This is a genomic window from Okeania hirsuta (assembly GCF_003838195.1).
GTDB lineage: Bacteria > Cyanobacteriota > Cyanobacteriia > Cyanobacteriales > Microcoleaceae > Okeania > Okeania hirsuta.
In genome coordinates this window covers 1-908 of the sequence record NZ_RCBY01000629.1, presented here as the reverse complement: position 1 = coordinate 908, position 908 = coordinate 1, and the positions used below count along the sequence as shown (strand labels likewise).

The 908-nt window shown below is 48.1% G+C and carries 2 protein-coding genes; both read left to right on the top strand.

The window, feature by feature from the left end; all coding sequences use genetic code 11:
* A partial coding sequence (locus D5R40_RS38795; RefSeq protein ID WP_205127876.1) for a glycoside hydrolase domain-containing protein occupies window positions 1-520 on the top strand: 520 nt, incomplete at its 5' end.
* Between the two features lie 173 nt (window positions 521-693).
* Window positions 694-908 (top strand): glycoside hydrolase domain-containing protein (locus tag D5R40_RS38790; protein ID WP_205127875.1); only part of this gene is annotated, 215 nt, incomplete at its 3' end.

Sequence of the window (908 nt, the reverse complement as noted above, 5' to 3'; positions counted from 1 at the left end):
TCGGTTTCAACATGAGATGGCCGGCGAGAACCTGGGAGCCTATTTCTCTTTCGATACGGAAGAAAATGAAACGATTGAAGTGAAAGTGGGGGTCTCCTATGTCAGCATGGAAAATGCACGAGAGAATTTAGAAAAAGAACAGCCGGGCTTTGATTTCGAAGGCACGGCAGCAGCCTCTAAGAAGAAGTGGGACGACCTCCTAGGACGAATCGAATTGAAAGGGACTAAGGAAAATAAGACGAAGTTCTATACCGCACTTTACCATGTGCTAACGCACCCCAGTGTTTTTCAGGATGTGAATGGTGAGTATCCTTTGATGGGACAGTTTGGGGCGGGCAAGGTAGAAGGAAGGAATCGCTATACGGTGTTTTCCCTTTGGGACACCAATCGCAATCTACATCCGCTGTTAAGTCTTATCTATCCGGAGATCCAGTCGGAGATGGTGCGGAGTATGGTTGATATATACAAGGAGAGTGGTTGGTTGCCAAAATGGGAGTTGATGGGCATGGAAACGGCGTGATGGTAGGTGACCCCGGCACCCGGGTTATCAACCGACACCTATTTGCGAGGAATTCGCGATTTTGATGTAGAAACGGCTTTTGAGGGCATGAAAAAAGCGGCCATGACGGAGGAAAAAGAATAACCCGCTCCGTCCAGATATCGACGCGTACATGGAATTAGGATATATCCCCGATGGATAAGGAGGGCCCCTACGATGGTACGGTATCTACTGCGCTAGAATATTACATTGCAGATTGGAATATCGCGGCTTTGGCGAAGGAATTGGGGAAAACAGAAGATCATACCTATTTCCTAGATCGCTCCTTGGGCTACAAGAACTACTTCGATGCAGAAACGGGAATGCTTCGTCCCAAGCGAGCTAATGGCAAGTGGTTTGCGCCTTTCGA